Here is a 17,737-nt window from a genome sequence, read left to right on the forward strand (position 1 = left end):
TATCCGGAACCGGCATCGACAAGCCAGACATCCGCATCCTCCCCGTCCGCTGCTGCCCGCTGAAGGCCGGAGCATAGGGCGCCGCCCGGCCTTGTGCAATTTTTCTGAAAAAATTTATCATTTTCCCGGGGAAATTCGAAAATCTGCGAAAAAACAGTGAGATACGGTTTCCCGAATTTCGCGCCTAGAGGGTTCTGGGAAATCCGGGTGTCGATTATCCTGCCGCCCGGCGCCCGCAGGGGGGCGGTGCATCAGGAGGCCCGGATGGAGCAGCAGAGCCCGAAACGCCCGCGCGGCCGGCCGCGCGGGCCCGGTGCGGAAGCCGGGCGCGGCACCGTGCAGGCGCTCGACCGCGGGCTGCGGCTGCTGCAGCTGCTGGCGCGCGAGCAGCGCATCGCCCTCTCCGACATCGCGCTGCAGGCGGGGATGCCGACCGCCACCGCGCACCGGCTGCTGATGACCCTGGCGGCGCGCGGCTTCGCCGCCTTCGACGAGACCAGCCAGGACTGGATGATCGGCATCGAGGCGTTCCGCGCCGGCGCGGGCTTCCTGCACCGGGTCAGCCTGGTGGAGGCGAGCCGCGGGATCCTGCACGGGCTGGTCGGCGAGACCGGCGAGACCGCCAATCTGGCGATCGTCGACGGCGACGAGGTGGTCTTCGTCAACCAGGTCGAGACGCAGCACCCGATCCGCGCCTTCTTCCGCCCCGGCTCGCGCAGCCGCATGCATGCCTCCGGCGCCGGCAAGGCGCTGCTGGCGGAGTTTTCGCGGGGGCGGCTCGAGCGGCTGCTGCGCCAGAAGGGGCTGGAGCGGTTCACGCCGCGCACCCTGACACGGCCGGAGCGGCTCCATGCCGATCTCGCGGCGATCCGCGCCCGCGGCTGGGCGCTCGACGACGAGGAGCATGTCGAGGGCATGCGCTGCATCGCCGCGGCGGTGTTCAACCTGCATGGCGAGGCGGTGGCGGCGCTCTCGGTCTCCGGCCCGGCGAGCCGCTTTCCCGAGCCGCGGATCGCCGAGACCGGCGCGGCGGTGCGCCGGGCGGCGCGGGCGCTCACCGAGGCCACCGGCGGGCATTGCCCGGAGGCGGGCTGAGGGCGGGCTGAGGGCGGGGCGGGGCGCCGCGCCGCGTCTTTCCCCGGCGTCATCTCTCGGCTAGGCTGGGGGCGCGCAGGCCAGCGCGCTTAGACTCCTGCGGGCCGCCGCCCGGCTGGCGGCGCCCGAGCGTTCCCGCGACCGCGCGCCCTCGCGCCAGCCCGGAGCCCGAGCCCATGGGAGATCCCGAGAACCTCGCCCCCGTCGACCCGGTGGTGCCGGCCCCGGCTCCCGATCTGGCCGAGGCGCAGCGGCGCTGGACCGCGGCGGTGATGGCGCTTCTCGGCCTCGCCGCCCGCAAGACCGCCGCGATGGACGACCTCGCCACCTATCGCATGCGGAACAGGAAGCTGCTGGCCGCGGTGCGCACGGCGCTGGCAGACACGCCGGATGCGGTGGTGCGCGGCACCAGGGAACTGACAGCGCTCTCCGCCGGGCAGATCGCCGCGCTGCGCGAGGCGGACGAGGTTCTCGCGCAGCGCGTCGCGGACCTCTGCGCCCTGCACGACGCGGCGATGGCGGAGCTCGGCCGCTTCGGCAGCTATGTGCTGGACAATCCGGGCCTCGCCGATCCCAACCTGCTCAACCGCCTGAGCCGCGAGGAGGTGGCGCATCACAGGGCGGCGGTGCTCGACGCGCTGCCGCCGGAGATGCGCGGGCGCTTCGAGGCCTGCGAGTTCGATCTCGTCGAGCGCCCGGTGCCGCTGCTGCCGCGGCCGGCGGAGGGCATGTCGGTGACCGACTATGTCGATATCCTGGAGGCCAGCATCCGGCTCTGCGAGGTCGACGAGGCGACCCTGGCCGGGCTCGGCCGGCTGCGCGCGATCCTGGCGGACCCGCCCCCCGGCGCGCTGGCCGAGGCGGCGGCGGAGGGCTTCGGCAAGGGCGCGACGCTGGACGAATTCGTCGCCCTCCTGCACCAGTACGAGAAGCTGCCCGGCGAGAAGCACCATGCGCAGAACCTGCGCTGGCTGCTCGGCAACCTGACCACCGAGCCCGGCACCGGCTCGACCAGCATCAAGATCGGCGAGGACGGGCTGCTGGTTGGCCGCTTCAACGGTTTCGCCGAGGAGACCAAGGCGCTGCTGCTGGCGGAGTTCCGCCGCGAGCGCGGCATCGCCGCCGCCCCGGCCGCGATGGCCGAGCGCCATGTCGTGCCGGCGCACATGATGACCGAGGCGTTCAACCGGCTGGCCGGGCTCTACCGCCTGCCGGAGGACCCGGACGGCGCCGCCGGCATCGCCCGCGCCTCGGCGGCGCTCGGCGAGATGCTCGACCGGGTGCTGGCGCGCTGCGCCGGGGCGGACCCGGAGGACGAACGCGCGGCGATGTTTATCCAAGTCTACAACGCCGCCAAGCAGAAGATCGACGCCAGGACCATCGGCCATACCGGCTCCGGCGAGACCGGCGAGGACGGCAGCCAGAAGCACCGGGCCAAGCGGCCGAAGGCGAAGCAGATCTACACGCCCGCGCAGGCGAAGATGGTGCTGGCGATGTACATGATGAACAGCAACCCGGAGAACCTCTGGCACGGCAATGCCGCGACCAATTCCTCGATCCCGGGCAACTACGCCTCGCTGAGCGAGATGCTGGCCGAGAGCCGGGCCAACCGGCTGGCGCTGGAGGAGATCGAGGCGCCGGAGGCGCTGGCCGCGGCGGTCGGCGGCGCCTTCGACGCGATGCAGGCCCGGCTGATGGCGCAGGCCGAGGGAAAGAACCCGGTGGTGACGGCGCATCTCGCCGGGTTGGCGGCGACGGATGCCGAGCCGCCCTCGGTGCTCTCGGCGGTGCGGGCGGAGATGGAACGCGCGCTTGCCGGCGGCGCGCTCGCGGCGCGGCTGGCCGAGGCCGGCGAGGACGGGCTCGATCTCACCGAGGCGGAAGCCGCGCTGCTGGAGAACTTCCGGCGCCACCATGCCGGGTTCGACACGCCGCAGGCGCTGGCCGGGCATTTCCTGCAGCAGCTCGACGATCTGGTGAAGGACGCGATCAGCGTCATGGAGATCGACGTCATCCCCGATGCCGGGCGCCCGCACGAGGCCGGGCTGGCGCATCCGCGGGTCGGCAAGCAGTCGGTGGTGCTGGCGCAGCGCTTCGCCGAGCGCAAGGCCGAGGGGGCGGAGCCGGCGGATGCCGGGGCGGCCGCGGCCGAGCGCGCCGAGGTGCTGAAGATGATGCAGTCGCTGCTGCTCTATGACGAGCTCGACTCGCGCTACGCCCCGGAGCAGGCGGCCTACAACGCGCTGGTCGAGGAACTGGCGGAGCTCGACCGCACCCGCTTCCCCTGGGCCGAGCTGCGGCTGCACGCCACCGGGCCGAACGCCTATCTCGCCGATGCGATCCGCGGCGCCCCGCCGCCGCCGCCCGAGACCGGCCCAGAGACCGGACCCGAAACCGGCCCCGAGATCGACCCGGAACTCACCCAGCCGCTCGGGATGGACGAGGACGAGGACCAAGACCTGGGCCAGACCGCGGGCGAGCCGATGGATGCGGATGTCCTGATGCCGGCGCATCAGGACAAGCTCGACAAGCTGCCGGGCAAGGTCGACCGCGCGCGGCAGGCAAGGAAGGCCGGCGAGTTCACGGTCTATGACGCGCTCTGCATGGAGATCGCGGCGGATCTCGCGGTGCTCGGCCCGGCGCTGCAGGCGCTGCGCCCGCCGCCCGCGCAGCCGGCCTTCGGCGATGGCGATTTTGCCGACCTGGCAGGCCGGCTCGAGCTGCCGGAGGAGGCGGCGGCGATCCCGGAGCCGATCGCGGTCGATCCCCCCGTCGACCCCCCTGTCGATCCCCCCGTCGATGCCCCGGTCGATCCGCCCTACGAGCCCGGCGAGGACAACCCGCTCAAGCGCAAGCAGCCCGACTGAGCCGCCGCGGCGGCGCCGGCCGGCCCTAGCGCTGCGCCCCGAGCGCGCGGGAGATCGCGGTGGCGGTCTCGACCAGCACCGGGGTGCAGTGCTTCAGCGCGTCCTCCAGCGTCCAGCGCAGCATGTTGAGCGAGATGTTGACCGAGGCCGCCGGCCGGCCGCTGCGGTCGAAGATCGGCGCCGCCAGCGACAGGTCGCCGACATAGCATTCCTGGTAGTTGACGGCATAGCCGGTCTCGCGGATGCGCGGGAACAGCGCGCGGATCGCGTCGAGATCGGTGATCGTGTGCGGGGTGAGCGGGAGCCGGTCCGAGGCCTCGAGGATCGCGGTCGCCTGCGCCTCCGGCAGATGCGCCAGGATCGCCCGGCCCGAGCCGCTGCAATAGGCCGGCAGGCGCGAGCCGCAGGCCATCTCGGTGGCGATCGCCTTCCGGCTCGGGATGCGCGCGACATAGATGATGTCGAGCCCCTCGAGCTCGACGAGGTTGATCGATTCGTCGGTCTGCCGGTGCGCCTCGCGCAGATAGGGTGAGGCGCAGTCGATCAGCGCGCTGTTGCTCAGATAGGCGTAGGAGAGATCGAGCACCCGCACCGTGGGGCTGTAGCGCTTGGTCGCCGGGTCCTGCCGGAGATAGTCGAGCGCGCGCAGCGTGTAGACGAAGCGCTGGGTCGCGCTGATGTCGAGCCCGGAGAGCCGGGCGATCTCCTTGAGCCCGAGCGGGGTCGATGATCGCCGGAAGGCGGCGAGCACCGTGAGGCATTTCTCCGCGCTGGTCACGAAGAGCCGTTTGTCGATGGGCGGACGCTCCGAGGTCACCTGTCTTCCTTCCTGGCTGGGGCTGCCGCGGATCGTATGCGGCTGCCAAGATCATAGTTGACAGTCAAAATGAGATGTATAGCGTATATCATGCAATGTTAGATATTGCAATACAATATTCTATCCAAGGCGGCCGCTGCGGCGGCGCCGGTCGGGCGAGGGGAGTGCGGCAATGGGCCTTGAGGCAGCGAGGAGCGACACGGCGCCAGCGGGGCGGGGACAGGACCGGGTGGCGCAGCTCCTGCGGCCACGGAGCGTCGCGGTGGTCGGCGCCTCGGCGCGGGAGGGGGCCTTCGGCCAGCGGCTGCTGCGCGCGATCCGGGCCAACGGTTATGCCGGGCGGGTGATGCCGGTGAACCCGGGCCATCGCGAGATCGAGGGGCTGGCCTGCCATCCGTCGCTCGCCGAGCTGCCGGAGCTCCCGGATCTCGTCGCCTTCGCCATCTCCGATGCCCGGATCGAGGCGGCGCTGGCCGAGGCGGCGGCGCTCGGCGTGCCGGCGGCGGCGATCTTCGGGCGCGGCCACGAGCCGGAGGCGGCGGCGGCGGGCCCGGACCTGCCGGCGCGGCTCGGCGCCATCGCGCGCGGCGCGGGGATGGCGGTCTGCGGCGGCAACTGCATGGGCTTTCTCAACATGGTGGACCGGCTCGCGGTCTCGGCCGGCCCGCCGCCCATGGCCGCGGGGCCGGGCACGGTGGGGCTGGTCTCGCACAGCGGCTCGACCTGGTCGGGGCTGCTCGGCAACCAGCGCGGCATCCGCTACAGCCACGCCGTCTCGGCCGGGCAGGAGATCGCCACCACGGTGGCCGACTATGTCCGCTTCCTCGCCGCCCAGCCCGAGACCCGGGTGATCGGCTGCGTGCTGGAGACGCTGCGCGATCCGGAGGGCTTTCTCGGCGCCGCGGCCGCGGCCGCGGCGCGGGGCATTCCGGTGGCGGTGCTGAAGATCGGGCGCTCCGAGCTCGGCCGCCAGTTCACGCTGGCCCATAGCGGGGCGCTGAGCGGGGCGCAGGAGGTCTTCGCCGCGGCGATGGAGCGGGCCGGGGTGATCTCCACCGACAGCATCGCCGAGCTCGAGGACGTGCTGGCGCTGTTCTCCGGCCCGCGGCGGGCCGCGGCGGGGGGTGTCGGCATCGTCACCGATTCCGGCGGCGAGCGGCAGCTCATCGTCGACACCGCCGAGGCGGTCGGCATGGAGCTGCCGCGCTTCGGCGCGGCGACGCGGGCGCGGCTCGAGGCGGTGCTCGATCCCGGCATGACCCCGGACAACCCGGTGGATTCCTATGGCGACGGGCAGGTTCTGCTCGAGGACAGCCTGGCGCTGGTGGCCGCGGACGAGGCCGTCGGCGCGGCGGTGCTGGCGACCAATCTCGTGGCCGGGCGCCCCTATGCCGATCTCTGCACCGAGATCCTCGGGCGGGTGCAGGCGGGCACGGGCAAGCCGGTGGCGCTGCTCTCCAATGTCGCGAGCGCGGCGAGCCTGCCCCATGCGGTGCGGCTGCAGGAGAGCGGCGTGCCGGTGCTGCTGGGCACCGAGAGCGGGCTGCGCGCGCTCGGCCATTTCTGCCGCTGGCGCCCGGCGGAGGCGCCGCCCGCGCCGCCCGCGCTGCCGGGGATCGCGGATCTGCTCGCGGCGCGGGGCGCCGGCCCGGCCCTGCCGGTGGCGGCGGCGTCCCGTCTGATGGACCGCTTCGGCCTGCCCCATGCCCGCCGGCGCTTCGTCGGCAGTGCCGAGGCGGCGGCGGCGGCGGCGGCGGAGATCGGCTTTCCGGTGGTGATGAAGACCGCCAATCCGGCGATCCTGCACAAGACCGAACATGGCGGCGTGGTGCTCGGCATCGCCGATGCCGCCGCTGCGGCCCGCGCCCATGCGGCGATCGCGGCGCGCTGCGGGCCGGCGGTCGAGGTGGCCGAGCAGGTTGCGGGCGGGGTCGAGCTGATCCTCGGCATGACCGCGGACCCGGATTTCGGCCCGGCGATCACCCTCGGCCTCGGCGGGGTCTGGACCGAGCTGATGCAGGACGCGGTGACGCTGCTGCCGCCGGTGAGCGAGGCCGGGGCGCGGGCGGCGCTGGCGCGGCTCAGGGGCTTCGCGCTGCTCACCGGCTATCGCGGCGCGCCGGCGGCGGATCTGGCGGCGCTCTGCCGGCTGATCGCGGGCTTTTCCGAGTTCTGCGCCGTGCATGGCCGGGCCTTCGCCGAGATCGACCTCAACCCGGTGAAGGCCGGGCCCGGGGGCGCCGTCATCGTGGATCAGCTCTTCGTGGTGAAGGGCAGGGGAGAGACCGCATGAGCTTCGAGACCGTCACGCTGCGCAAGGAGGGGAGGGTCGGCCTGATCGGGCTGAACCGCCCGGAGGTGCTGAACGCGATCAACCCGCAGATGAAGGCCGAGTTCGCCGAGGCGCTGGACCGGCACATGGCCGACGAGGAGGTGCTGGTCGTCGTGCTGCACGGGTCCGGCCGGGCGTTCTCCGCCGGCTTCGACCTCAAGGCGGGCGAGGGCGCGCCGACCGAGGGCAACCTGGCCTGGCGCGCGCGCCTGCGCAGCAGCTTCGACTTCATCATGCAGGTCTGGGATGCGCCGAAACCCTCGGTGGCGGCGGTGCATGGCTACTGCATCGCCGGCGCCTTCGAGCTTGCCATGGCCTGCGACATGATCGTGGCGGAGGCGGGCACCCGCTTCGGCGAGCCGGAGGTGCGCTTCGGCTCCGGGCTGGTGGCGATGCTGCTGCCCTGGATGACCACCCCGAAATTCGCCGCCGAGCTGATGCTGACCGGCGAGGACCGGCTCGATGCCGAGCGCGCCGAGCGCATGGGGCTGGTCAACCGCGTGGTGCCGCAGGGCGAGGGGCTGGCGGCGGCGCTGGCGCTGGCCGGCCAGATGGTGGCCGCCGACCCGGTGGCGGTGCGCCTGACGCGCGACGCGATGCATCGCGGCATGGACATCGCCGGCATGCGCCAGGCGCTCGAGGCGGCGCTCGAGACCGATGTGGTGATCGAGGGCGCGGTGGGGCCGCAGCGCGAGGAGTTCAACCGCATCCGCAAGGCGGAGGGGCTGAAGGCGGCGCTCGCCTGGCGGGATGCCCAGTTCAGGAAACCATGACGACGGCAACAGGCAAGACGGGAACTGCAATCCGAAGGAGGACCACGACCATGACCACGACCAAGGACAGGCTTGATGCGCCGACCCGGCGCGATCTGCTGCGCGGCGCCGGCGCCGGCGCCGGCGCGCTCGGGGCGATGGCGGCCGGCCTGCCGACGCTCGCGATCGCCCAGGACGGGCCGATCGTCTGGGTGGCCTATGGCGGCTCGACCCAGGAGGCGCAGAAGAAGACCATCGTCGCCGCCTTCATGGCCGATACCGGCATCGAGGTGATCCCCGCCTCCGGCCCCGATCTCGCCAAGCTCAAGGCGCAGGTGCAGACCGGCAATCTCGAATGGGACGTGATCGGGGTGATCGGCTCGCAGGCGATCCGCGCCGGCAGGGCCGGGCTGCTGGAGAAGATGGACTATTCCATCGTCGACACCGCCGATCTCGACATCCCGCCGCTGGAATACTGCGCGCCCTACTACTCCTATGGCGGCGGCATCGGCTATGACCCGGCGCGCCACCCGGAGGGCAGGCACCCGACCAACTGGCAGGAGTTCTGGGATGTCGAGCGCTTCCCCGGGCGCCGCGGCCTGCGCAACCGCCCGGACGAGAACCTCGAGATGGCGCTGATGGCCGACGGGGTGGCGGCCCGGGATCTCTACCCCCTCGATGTCGACCGGGCCTTCGCCTCGCTCGACCGGATCAAGCCGCATGTCAGCCACTGGATCGCCGGCACGCCGCAGACCATCTCGCTGCTGACGCAGAACGAGATCGACTTCGTCTTCACCTATAGCGGCCGGGTCGAGGCGGCGCAGCGCGACGGCCAGTCGGTCGCCTATGTCTACGAGAACAACATCGTCACCGGCGCCTATGTGGCCGTGACCAGGGGCTCGCGGAACCGCGACGCGGCGATGCGGCTGGTGAGCTATTTCCTGAAGCCCGAGCTGCAGGCGGCGTTCTGCAACATCATGGGCTACGGACCCTCGAAATCCACCGCGCGCGCGCATCTCGAGCCCGAGGTGCTGGCCCGCCAGCCCGACCTGCAGGACCCCGGCACCGCGATCACCGATGTCGAATGGTGGGCCGAGAACGGCGAGGCGGTCACCACCCGCTTCAAGACCTGGCTGCTGACCTGAGGCGGCGGCATGCGGTTCATCGCACCGGCGCTGGTCCTGCTCGTGGCGGCGTTCCTGCTCCCGCTGCTCTATGTGGTCTACCTGAGCTTCGGGGGCAGCTCGCCCAGCCTCGAGAAATACGCCGCGATCGCCACCGAGCCGCTCTACCGGCAGGTGCTGCTCAACTCGGTCTACATCAGTGTGGTGTCGACCGGGCTGACCCTGCTGCTCGGCTATCCGATCGCCTATCACCTGGAGGCGCAGCCGCCGCGCCGGCGCACGGTGCTGATGATCCTCGTGCTGATGCCGTTCTGGACCAGCATCCTCGTGAAGAGCTTCGCCTTCACGGTGATCCTCGGCAAGAGCGGCATCATCAACAGCTTCCTGCAATGGGCCACCGGCATGGAGGGGCATCTGCCGATGCTGTTCAACCGCTTCGGCGTGGTGGTGGGCATGACCCATTTCCTGCTGCCCTTCATGGTCTTCACCGTGCTGGCGAGCCTGCTGACCCAGGGGCCGGAGCTGCGCCGCGCGGCCAATGTGATGGGGGCGACGCGGCTGACGATCTTCTGGCGCATCATCTTTCCGCTCAGCCTGCCCGGGGTGATGGCGGGGATCCTGATCTGCATGATCATGTCGATGGCGATGTTCATCACCCCGGCGCTGCTCGGCGGGCGGGGCGACCTGATGATCTCCAACCTCGTCGAGTTCCATGTGCGCGACACGCTGGACTGGGAGATGGCCTCGGCGCTCGCGGTCTGCCTGCTGGCGATCACGGGGGTCTTCTGCATCGGCATCGCCCGGGTGCGCGGCGGACAGCTCTTCGGGGAGGAGGGATAGATGGCACGGCAGACAACCATCGAGGAGCGCGTGCCCTCGGCCGCGACCCGGCTGATCGCCTGGCTCGGCTATGCCTTCCTGCTGATGCCCAGCCTGGTGGTGCTGCCGATGTCCTTCGGCACCGGCACCGAGTTCGACTTCCCGCCGAAATCCTTCTCGCTCGATCTCTACCGGGAGTATTTCTCGGAGCCGAGCTGGGTGGCGAGCACGCTCACCAGCCTGCAGGTGGCGGCGGCCAGCGCGGCGCTCTCGCTGCTGATCGGCGGGCTCGCGGCCTATGGCATCGTGCGCTACCAGTTCCGCGGCAAGAAGCTGCTGACGATCTTCCTGCTCAGCCCGATGCTGGTGCCGACCATCGTGGTGGCGCTGGCGCTCTATCTCTATCTCGGCATCGCGCGGGCCACCGGCACCACCTGGGGGCTGATCCTCTGCCATGCGGTGGTCTGCGTGCCCTACGTGATCGTGACGATGATGGCCGGGCTCCGGCAGGTCGACCGCAATCTCGAGATCGCGGCGACGATCATGGGCGCGAGCTGGTTCGGGGTGCTGACGCGGGTGACGATCCCGCTGCTCAGGCCGACGATCCTGGCCTCCGGGCTCTTTGCCTTCCTGATCTCCTTCGACGAGGTGGTGATCTCGTTCTTCGTCAGCGGCGTGCGCACGCAGACCCTGCCGGTGAAGATGTACAGCACCATCCACTGGGAGATCTCGCCGGTGCTCGCGGCGGTCTCGTCGCTGCTCACCATCCTGTCGCTGGGGATCTGCATCCTGGTGGCGGCATTGCAGAAGGAACGCTGACATGGCGGAGATGGTCAGGCTCGACGGCATCACCAAGGCCTATGGCGAGACCGTGGCGCTGCACCCGACGGATCTCTCGATCCGCGAGGGGGAGTTCGTCACGCTGCTCGGCCCCTCGGGCTCGGGCAAGACGACGCTGCTCAACCTCATCGCCGGCAGCACCGCGCCGAGCGCCGGCGAGATCTGGCTGAAGGGCCGGGACGTGACGCAGGTGCCGGCCAACAGGCGCGAGCTCGGCATGGTGTTCCAGAACTATGCGCTGTTCCCGCACATGACGGTGGCGCAGAACGTCGCCTTTCCGCTCACGCTGCGCCGGCGGCCGCGGGCGGAGATCCGGCGCGAGGTGATGCGGGCGCTCGAGCTGGTGCATCTTCCGCATGTCGCCAAGCGCAAGCCCAGGGAGCTCTCCGGCGGGCAGCAGCAGCGCATCGCGATCGCCCGCTCGCTGGTCTACAACCCCAGCCTGATCCTGATGGACGAGCCCCTCGGCGCGCTCGACCGCAAGCTCCGCGAGGCGCTGCAGTTCGAGATCAAGAAGCTGCACGAGGAGCTGCGGATGACCGTGCTCTACGTCACCCACGACCAGGAGGAGGCGCTGACCATGTCGAACCGCATCTGCCTGATGAACGAGGGGCGGATGGAGCAGGTGGCGCCGCCGCAGGAGATGTATTTCCGGCCCGCGACAGAGTTCGCCGCGGGCTTCCTCGGGGTCTCCAACATCATCCGGGTCGCGGTGGAGGGGCGGGGCGCGATCCGGGTCGGCGAGCGTTTCGCGCTCTCCGGCGTGCCCGGGCTGACGGCGGCGCCCGGCGAGGTGGTGCCGGTGATGATCCGACCCGAGGCGATCCGCCTCGCCGCCGGCAGCGCCGCGGAGAACGTGCTGGAGGCCGAGGTCGAGGACGTGGTGTTCCTCGGCGGCGTCACCAATCTCGTCGTGCGCACCGGGCAGGGGGAGCGCTTCACCGTGCGCCAGCTGACCCGGCGCAGCGATGCCGGGTGGCAGGGCGGCATGCCGGTCTCGCTCAGCTTCGATGCCTCCGATGTCGTGCCGCTGAACGGTGCCGCGCCGCAGTAGCCGCGGCGCCCCCGCACAAGGAGAACACCGGTGACCGGTTCACTCTGGGAACTGACCGCCCCCGGCGGTCCGGCCTGCCCTGCGCTCGCGGGCGAGGCCCGGGCGGAGGTCTGCATCATCGGCGGCGGGCTGACCGGGCTCTCCGCCGCGCTGCATCTCGCCGAGGCGGGGGCGGACTGCCTGCTGCTCGAGGCGCATGCGCCCGGCTGGGGCGCCTCCGGGCGCAGCGGCGGGCAGATCATCCCGGGGCTGAAGTTCGACCCTTCGGAGCTCCGGGAGAGGCTCGGCGAAGCGGCGGGCGGGCGGCTGATCCGCTTCGCCGCGGGCACCGCGGGTGCGGTGTTCGACCTGGCGCGCCGACACGCCATCGCCTGCGAGGCGGTGCGGAACGGCTGGGTGCAGCCGGCGCATTCCGAGGCCGGGCTCGCCCGGCTCCGCCGCCGCGCGGCGGACTGGCGGGCCCATGGCGCGCCGGTGGAGGATCTGGACGCCCCGGCGGTCGCGCGGCTGCTCGGCAGCGGCGGCTATCTCGGCGGGCTGATCGACCGGCGCGGCGGCTCGGTGCAGCCGCTCGCCTTCACCCGCGGGCTGGTGCGCGCGGCGGCAGCGGCGGGGGCGCGGATCCATGGCGCGAGCCCGGTCCGGCGGCTCGCGCGGGAGGGCGCGGGCTGGGTCGCGGAGACGCCGGCGGCCCGGGTCGTCGCGCGCAGCGTCGTGGTCGCCACCAATGCCTATGCCGGGGCGCTGGTGCCGGGGCTGGCTTGCTCGGTGGTGCCGGTGACCAGCATCCAGTGCGCCACCGAACCGCTGCCCGGGGCGCTGGCCGGCGCGCTGATGCCGGAGGGCCAGTGCTTCTCCGACACCCGCCGGCTGCTGCGCTATTTCCGCAAGGACGCGGCAGGGCGCATCGTGATGGGCGGGCGCGGGCCGGATGTGGCGGAGATCTCCGCACGCCACACCGCCCCGCTGCAGGCCGCGCTGCGCGAGGTCTTCCCCGCGCTCGACGGCATCCGCTTCACCCATCACTGGGGCGGGCGCGTGGCGATGACGCTCGACCACCTGCCGCATCTGCACATGCCCGAGCCCGGGCTGATCGCGGCGCTCGGCTACAACGGCCGCGGCATGGCGCTGGCCACCGCCCTCGGCCCGGAGATCGCCCGGCTCGCCCGCGGCGGGGCGCCGGAGGCGGCGGCGATCCCGGTCACCGGCATCCCGCGGGTGCCGCTGCACGGGCTGCACAGGCTCGGCGTCGGTGCGCTCGCCGGGTGGTACCGGCTGCTCGATGCGCGCGACGTGGCGCGGGCCCGTCGCTGAGCGATTGCCGGCCCGCCCGCGGCGCCCTAGAAGATCGCCCAGGGACATCACTGACGGAGGCTGCGGCCGTGGAGACTGTTGACGCCGACTACACCCTGATGATCGAGCTCGCCACCGGCGAGGTGCTGATCCAGCTCTTTCCCGATGTCGCGCCGGAGCATGCCGAGCGCATCATCACGCTGGCCCGCGCCGGCGAGTACGACAATGTCGCCTTCCACCGCGTGATCGACGGGTTCATGGCACAGACCGGCGATGTGCAGTATGGCGATCTCGAGGATGGCTACATCGCGGCGCTGGCCGGCTTCGGCGGCTCCGACCTGCCGGATCTCGAGGCCGAGTTCTCCGACATCCCCTACGAGCGGGGCATCGTCGGCATGGCGCGCTCGACCGACCCGGACAGCGCCAACAGCCAGTTCTTCATCATGTTCGACGACAACAGCACGCTCGACGGGCGCTACACCGTGGTCGGCGAGGTGATCTCCGGCATGGAGCATGTCGACCAGATCAAGCGCGGCGTGCCGGGCTCGGGCGCGGTGACCGATCCCGACCGGATGATCGATGTCGAGGTCGCGGCGGACCATCTCGGGCTCGGCCTCACCGAGGCGGAGGCCCAGGAGGTGGCGCTGCTCTACGAGGCCGGGCTCGACCGCGACGGCGAGATCGACCTGCCGGGCCTCAACTTCTGGATCGACGCCCGCGAGGGTGCCTTCACGATGACGCAGATCGCGCAGTTCTTCCTCGATTCGGCCGAGTTCGCGGCCGGTTTCGGCGACCCGGACACGCTGACCGATGCCGAGCTGGTCGACCAGCTCTATTTCAACGTGCTGGGCCGCGAGGGCGATGCGGATGGCGTCGCGTTCTGGAACGCGGCGGTGGCCCGGGACGATTTCTCGCGGGCCGACCTGCTCTATGCCTTCGCGACGAGCGTCGAGAATGCCGAGACGCTGGAATTCGTCGAGACCCTGACCGAGGTGCTGCCGAGCGACTGGGCCTTCGTCTGAGGCCCGTCTCCTCCGGAGCAGGCCGAACGCAAGAACGGCCCGGGCGCGCTGCCCGGGCCGTTTCCGCTCTCTGGGGTAGCCGGGGCGGAGGCCCCGGCCGGATGGCCTGCCGGATCAGGCGATGACCAGCACGCCCTCGCTCAGCATCGCGGCGGTCGCCTCGGCCACCGCGTCGCTGCTGGCGATGTCGAACAGCACCGCGTCGCGCGAGGTGGTGCCGTCCTCCAGCGTATCGACCCAGGCGTCGAGCTCGGCCTCGTCGAAGAGGTCGGCGGCATTGGCATTGGCCACCAGCGCATCGACGAAGTCCTCGTCGGAGAGGTCCGGGCCGTTGACCGCCGCGAACTCCGCCGAGAGCACGAAGAAGCTGCTGAGCGCCGAGACGCCGATGGTGCCGGCATCGACCACGCCGTCCCAGTAGGTGGCGCCGGCGATGTCGCCGCCGCGGCCGAAGGCGGTGTAGTAGAGCCGGCCGAGGGTCAGCGCGCTGGCGCTGTCGTCGGCGATCCAGGTGGCATCGTCGAAGGCGAAGCTGTCGGCGCCGTAGAAGAGGGTGGTGCCGGCATCCGAGGTCAGCGCGAAGCCGCCGCCGGTGTCGCCCACCGAGACGCCGGCCGAGGAGCCGGCCAGGGTGACCGCCTCGGCCGCGACCACGGTGTCGGTGCCGATGGTGGCCGCGGCGGCCTCGGCGATCTCGCGGTCGTCGAACACGCCGTCGGCGCGGAAGTCGAGGTTCTGGATGCGGCTGTCGAGGCGCGGCGTGGTGTCGACGAGATCGACGGTCGGGGCGCCGTCCTCGATGCCGTAGACCTCGAGCAGATACTCGGCGAAGGCGTCCTGCTCGGAGCCGGCCGGCGCGAAGGTGGCGCCGCCGGTGAAGTCGTCCTCGGTGGTCAGGTCGAGCCGCTCGGCGGCGGCGGCGATGTCCGGGTCATAACCGTCGGCCTCGGGGTCGGTCACCGGCAGGCCCTCGGCGCCGCCATTGGCCAGGAAGTCGAGGGTGATGGTGCGGAAGGTGGTGTCGCCGTTGTCGACCACCTCGCCGTCGCGCACCAGCTCGGCGATCAGCGCGCCGGTTTCCTCGTCGACCAGCGCCGCGTTGACCAGGCGGTCGCCGGCCGGCAGGTCGGGCGCGAAGGAGAAGCGCAGGCCGGAGAAGTGGCCCCAGCCGCCGGCGCTCTCCTCGAGCGAGGTGTAGAATTCGAGCGAGGCCTCGACGGTGTCGACGATCTGCTGGGTGGTGAGGCTCAGCAGGGTCAGGCCGTTGTTGAAGGCCAGCGCGTTGGCGACGTCGTTCTGGCTGATGCCGCCCTCGGGCTTGGCGCCCGGCACGCCCTCGGGCGGCAGGCGGAGCGGGTCGCCGTCGCCGGCCGGCTGCTCGATGCGGCCGATATTGGCGCGGATGCCGCCGCCGTTCTTGAAGGAGAACACCACCGTCTCGTCGATCGACTGGCCGAAATGCAGGTTGGCATCGGCCGTGAGGTTGCCGAGATTGGTCTCCTGGGTGCGCACGCCGTCGGTGCCGCCGCCGGCGCGCTCGGCGTTCAGGAACTCGGTGGTCACGGCGAAATAGGTCGATTCGCCCGCGACGATGGTCTGCTCGGCCGCCGCGGCGATCGCGACGATCTCCGGGTCGGCCATGCCCTCGGCGCCGACGGCGATCACGCCGGCGTCGGAGGTCTCGTAGGCGCCGGAGAGATCGGCGTCATAGCTCTCGGGGATGATGACGCCGTTCTCGTCGAAGTCGATCACGAGGCGGCCGACATAGGAATAGGCGGCATCGGTGTTGACCACCGCGACCGGGTTGCCGTCGGCGCCGGTGAAGAAGCCCGGATAGGCGCCGTCGGCGGCCTCGCCGTCGAAGCCCGGGTCGTTCTCGTCGAGCAGCACCGAGTTGGAGCCGCCGGCGACGATGATGTCGACGCCCTCGAGCATGGTGGCCAGCGACTGCTCGCGCGAGAGCACCTGCTGGTGGCTGAGCAGGATGATCTTGTCGAGGCCCGGATTGGCGGCCAGCAGCGCGTCGACATCCGCCTGGATCACCGCGGCGAGATCCTCGAGGTCGTTCGACTCCGGCAGCACGATCAGGTCGTTGCCCGGCGAGGAGAGGCCGTCGTCGATGGTCGGCACCACGGCGCTGACGAGGCCGATGGTCTCGCCGCCCGCGGTGGTCACCAGCGCGGTGCCGGAGACCCGGCCGGCGATGTCGGCGACGTTCTGGCCGTCGGCGGTGGCGAGGGGGCCGAGATTGGGCTCCTCGGAATAGTCGAGGTTGCCGGCGAGATAGGGGAAGTCGGCGCCGGCGAAGGGCAGGAAGTCGTCGGCGCTGCCGTCGCCATAGTCGATGTCGCCGGAGATCAGCTCGGCGATGATGCCGGTGCCGTTGTCGAACTCGTGGTTGCCGAAGGCGATCGCCTGGATGCCGAGCTCGTTCTGGATCAGGATGTCGGCGGCGCCCGGGGCGCCATAGAGCGACTCCGAGGCGTCGTAGAACAGGCCCGGGATCCAGGCATCGCCCGAGGAGAGCGTCAGCGTGTCGGCATGGCCGGCGGTGCCGTCGCCGTCGATGTCCTGGCCGCGCAGCGCGTTCAGCACCGCCGAGAGGTTCGGCGCCAGCTCGACCGAGGTCGTGTTGGCTTCCTGATCGGAGAGGTGGAAGAGCTGCAGGGTGAAGTTGTTCTCGAAATCGTTCATCTGGGTGTCCCGTCGTTCAGGAAGGGGGTTGGTGAGCGTGGCGTCCCGCGGTCCGGGGCGGCGGCCCCGGCGGCGTGTCTGTGGTGGCAGGGATCCGGCCGAGCGGGCGGAGCATCCTTTGCAGCGCCCTAGCGGTGATCTGTGTAGGTGGCGTCATGGTTCGGTGGCAGTTTCGTGACGAAACCGCGCGCAGGGGCGCAGACCGCCGCCGGGCTCACTTGATCCCGGCCCGCAGGAAGGCCTGGACGAACTGCCGCTGGAACACCAGGAACAGCACCACCAGCGGCGCCGCGGTCATCACGGTGGCGGCCGAGATCACCGCGATGTCCACCCCGTTCTCCGGGGCCGCGAAGATCGAGAGCCCGACGGTGAGCGGCCGCGTGCCCTCGGTGTTGGTGACGATCAGCGGCCAGAGGAAGTTGTTCCAGTGCGTCGAGATCGAGACCAGCGCATAGGCGAGATAGGTCGGCCGCGCCGCCGGCACATAGACCCGCCAGAGCACCCCCAGCAGCGAGCAGCCCTCGACCCGCGCGGCCTCGTCGAGCTCCTTCGGCACCGACCGGAAGGTCTGGCGCATCAGGAAGATGCCGAAGGCCGAGGCCATGTAGGGCGCGCCGATGCCGAGGAGCGTGTCGAGCAGCCCCAGCCGCGCCGCGACGCGGTAGTTCTCGACGATCAGCACCTCGGGCAGGATGAAGAGCTGCAGCAGCACTAGCAGGAACACCGTGTCCTTGCCGCGGAACGCGACCTGCGCGAAGGCGAAGCCGGCCAGCGTGGTCAGCACCAGCTGGCCGGCCAGCACGAGGCTGACCAGCAGGAAGCTGTTGAGCAGGTAGGTGAGCCAGGGCGCGCCGGCCCAGGCGGTGCGGAAATTGGCCAGCGTCCAGGGCGCGCCGAGATCGAAGCTGGCCGCGTCCGAGGCGTTGTGGAACGCGGCCCAGAGGGCGAAGACCAGCGGCGAGATCCAGAGCAGCGCAACCAGGATCGCCAGCATGGCCTCGGCATGGTTGCGGGATGGCTGCGGCATC

13 protein-coding genes and 1 pseudogene are annotated in these 17,737 nt (G+C 71.3%); 11 read left to right on the plus strand and 3 right to left on the minus strand.

Features of this window, described 5'->3' with window-relative positions; genetic code table 11:
* Positions 1-264: 264 nt before the first annotated feature.
* Positions 265-1,095: an HTH-type transcriptional regulator BhcR gene (gene bhcR, locus QSJ97_RS21580; RefSeq protein WP_285674383.1), complete on the plus strand. Its 831-nt coding sequence runs from the start codon at positions 265-267 to the stop codon at positions 1,093-1,095.
* Positions 1,096-1,271: 176 nt separating this feature from the next.
* Positions 1,272-3,962, plus strand: coding sequence for a hypothetical protein (locus tag QSJ97_RS21585; protein ID WP_285674384.1), 2,691 nt, complete (start codon positions 1,272-1,274; stop codon positions 3,960-3,962).
* A gap of 25 nt (positions 3,963-3,987) precedes the next feature.
* Here the strand turns inward: QSJ97_RS21585 and QSJ97_RS21590 are convergent, their stop codons facing one another.
* Entirely contained in the window at positions 3,988-4,779 is a 792-nt protein-coding gene (locus QSJ97_RS21590; protein WP_285674385.1) for an IclR family transcriptional regulator, read from the minus strand.
* 229 nt (positions 4,780-5,008) lie between these two features.
* On the opposite strand from QSJ97_RS21590, the gene QSJ97_RS21595 reads away from it, so the two are divergent.
* From QSJ97_RS21595 to QSJ97_RS21635, 9 genes and pseudogenes are all read left to right on the plus strand, one after another.
* Entirely contained in the window at positions 5,009-7,072 is a 2,064-nt protein-coding gene (locus tag QSJ97_RS21595; RefSeq protein WP_285674386.1) for an acetate--CoA ligase family protein, read from the plus strand.
* Complete coding sequence (locus tag QSJ97_RS21600) at positions 7,069-7,884, plus strand: enoyl-CoA hydratase/isomerase family protein (protein WP_285674387.1); 816 nt, start codon at positions 7,069-7,071, stop codon at positions 7,882-7,884. Before QSJ97_RS21595 ends, QSJ97_RS21600 begins: the two co-directional genes overlap by 4 nt.
* Before the next feature lie 50 nt (positions 7,885-7,934).
* Complete coding sequence (locus QSJ97_RS21605) at positions 7,935-9,008, plus strand: ABC transporter substrate-binding protein (RefSeq protein ID WP_285674388.1); 1,074 nt, start codon at positions 7,935-7,937, stop codon at positions 9,006-9,008.
* Between the two features lie 9 nt (positions 9,009-9,017).
* Positions 9,018-9,827, plus strand: coding sequence for an ABC transporter permease (locus tag QSJ97_RS21610; RefSeq protein WP_285674389.1), 810 nt, complete (start codon positions 9,018-9,020; stop codon positions 9,825-9,827).
* A complete protein-coding gene (locus QSJ97_RS21615; RefSeq protein ID WP_285674390.1) occupies positions 9,828-10,625 on the plus strand; it encodes an ABC transporter permease in 798 nt (265 codons plus the stop codon).
* A gap of 1 nt (position 10,626) precedes the next feature.
* Positions 10,627-11,700 carry an ABC transporter ATP-binding protein gene (locus QSJ97_RS21620; RefSeq protein WP_285674391.1) on the plus strand — a complete coding sequence of 358 codons (1,074 nt, stop codon included), beginning with the start codon at positions 10,627-10,629 and terminating at the stop codon, positions 11,698-11,700.
* 30 nt (positions 11,701-11,730) lie between these two features.
* Complete coding sequence (locus QSJ97_RS21625; protein ID WP_285674392.1) at positions 11,731-13,014, plus strand: NAD(P)/FAD-dependent oxidoreductase; 1,284 nt, start codon at positions 11,731-11,733, stop codon at positions 13,012-13,014.
* A 98-nt stretch (positions 13,015-13,112) separates the two neighbouring features.
* Positions 13,113-13,592: pseudogene (locus QSJ97_RS21630) on the plus strand (peptidylprolyl isomerase); the annotation flags it as partial.
* 135 nt (positions 13,593-13,727) lie between these two features.
* On the plus strand, positions 13,728-14,015 hold the full coding sequence (locus tag QSJ97_RS21635; RefSeq protein ID WP_285674417.1) for a DUF4214 domain-containing protein: 288 nt from the start codon (positions 13,728-13,730) through the stop codon (positions 14,013-14,015).
* A gap of 114 nt (positions 14,016-14,129) precedes the next feature.
* On the opposite strand, the gene QSJ97_RS21640 is transcribed toward QSJ97_RS21635, so the two are convergent.
* The gene (locus tag QSJ97_RS21640) at positions 14,130-16,709 is read right to left on the minus strand and encodes a 5'-nucleotidase C-terminal domain-containing protein (RefSeq protein ID WP_285674393.1); all 2,580 of its coding nucleotides are present in this window, start codon (positions 16,707-16,709) and stop codon (positions 14,130-14,132) included.
* 214 nt (positions 16,710-16,923) lie between these two features.
* Positions 16,924-17,736: a carbohydrate ABC transporter permease gene (locus QSJ97_RS21645; RefSeq protein ID WP_285674394.1), complete on the minus strand. Its 813-nt coding sequence runs from the start codon at positions 17,734-17,736 to the stop codon at positions 16,924-16,926.
* Position 17,737: the final 1 nt, after the last annotated feature.

It is taken from the genome of Paralimibaculum aggregatum (genome assembly GCF_030270585.1).
GTDB classification, from domain to species: Bacteria; Pseudomonadota; Alphaproteobacteria; order Rhodobacterales; family Rhodobacteraceae; genus Thermohalobaculum; species Thermohalobaculum aggregatum.

What these genes read in the sequence shown, in the direction of transcription:
- QSJ97_RS21605 (WP_285674388.1), top strand. Translation starts at nt 7,935, where the DNA reads ATGACCACGACCAAGGACAGGCTTGATGCGCCGACCCGGCGCGATCTG.
- QSJ97_RS21615 (WP_285674390.1), top strand. Translation starts at nt 9,828, where the DNA reads ATGGCACGGCAGACAACCATCGAGGAGCGCGTGCCCTCGGCCGCGACC.
- QSJ97_RS21600 (WP_285674387.1), top strand. Translation starts at nt 7,069, where the DNA reads ATGAGCTTCGAGACCGTCACGCTGCGCAAGGAGGGGAGGGTCGGCCTG.
- QSJ97_RS21645 (WP_285674394.1), bottom strand. Translation starts at nt 17,736, where the DNA reads ATGCCGCAGCCATCCCGCAACCATGCCGAGGCCATGCTGGCGATCCTG.
- QSJ97_RS21585 (WP_285674384.1), top strand. Translation starts at nt 1,272, where the DNA reads ATGGGAGATCCCGAGAACCTCGCCCCCGTCGACCCGGTGGTGCCGGCC.
- QSJ97_RS21610 (WP_285674389.1), top strand. Translation starts at nt 9,018, where the DNA reads ATGCGGTTCATCGCACCGGCGCTGGTCCTGCTCGTGGCGGCGTTCCTG.
- bhcR (WP_285674383.1), top strand. Translation starts at nt 265, where the DNA reads ATGGAGCAGCAGAGCCCGAAACGCCCGCGCGGCCGGCCGCGCGGGCCC.
- QSJ97_RS21635 (WP_285674417.1), top strand. Translation starts at nt 13,728, where the DNA reads ATGACGCAGATCGCGCAGTTCTTCCTCGATTCGGCCGAGTTCGCGGCC.
- QSJ97_RS21620 (WP_285674391.1), top strand. Translation starts at nt 10,627, where the DNA reads ATGGCGGAGATGGTCAGGCTCGACGGCATCACCAAGGCCTATGGCGAG.
- QSJ97_RS21640 (WP_285674393.1), bottom strand. Translation starts at nt 16,709, where the DNA reads ATGAACGATTTCGAGAACAACTTCACCCTGCAGCTCTTCCACCTCTCC.